1 protein-coding gene and 1 pseudogene are annotated in these 828 nt (G+C 62.6%); both read right to left on the reverse strand.

The features are described from left to right. Positions 1-10 precede the first annotated feature (10 nt). A complete protein-coding gene (locus D588_RS27000; protein ID WP_232764253.1) occupies positions 11-649 on the reverse strand; it encodes an IS5 family transposase in 639 nt (212 codons plus the stop codon). Further along, a pseudogene (locus D588_RS28460) lies at positions 619-774 on the reverse strand (transposase); the annotation flags it as partial. The gene D588_RS27000 and the pseudogene D588_RS28460, both read right to left, overlap by 31 nt. Positions 775-828 lie beyond the last annotated feature (54 nt).

Genomic DNA, 828 nt, shown 5'->3' on the forward strand with positions numbered 1-828 from the left:
CTAGGGCCTGTTAACACAACCGCAGTCCATCGGCGATCAGCGCGAAGCTGATGAAGGCGATGAACATGACGTCGAGCTTCTCGAAGCGGGAGAAGATGCGGCGGTAGCCCTTGAGCCTGCGGAACAGGCGTTCGACCTCGTTGCGGCGCTTGTACATGGCCCGGTCGTACTCCCAGGGCTCGATGCGGGTGCTCAGAGGCGGCACGACCGGGACGAAGCCCAGATCGAGTGCGAGCTGCCGGGTTTCATTGCCCTCGTAGGCGCGGTCCATGATCAGGTGAAGAGGGCGATTGGGTGGTCCCAGCCGCCTCAACAGCTCTCGCCCCTCGGGTGCATCGTGCGCCTGGCCCGGCGACAGCGAGAACGCTATGGCCGTGCGCGCGTCGGCCGCGACGAGGTGGATCTTGGTGTTCCAGCCACCGCGGGACTTGCCGATAGCCTGCGGACCGTTTTTTTTCGAGCACCATTGCCGTCGGGATGCACTTTCACGCTGGTGCTGTCCAGGCAGACGGACTCGGTCTTGATCTGGACGACCTGAGCGCGCTGCAACTGCTCGAACGCCTTGTCGAGCACGCCAGACTTGGCCCAGCAGCTCATGCGCGTGTAGATGGTGTGCCAGTTGCCAAACCGCTTGGGCAGACCGCGCCACTTGCAGCCGTGCTCGGCCACATAGAGGATCGCGTTGAGCACTTGCAGGTTTGAAAGGCTGACGTTGCCTCGTTGGCGGGGCAAGCAGTGTTCGATCTGGGCGAATTGCGCTGTTGTGATCTCCATCGACCCAGTGTCGATGGAGAGCCGCCTGCGCGCAATTAGTGTTAACAGGCCCTA

The organism is Xanthomonas sp. SHU 308, from assembly GCF_000364645.1.
In the GTDB taxonomy this organism is placed as follows: domain Bacteria; phylum Pseudomonadota; class Gammaproteobacteria; order Xanthomonadales; family Xanthomonadaceae; genus Xanthomonas_A; species Xanthomonas_A sontii.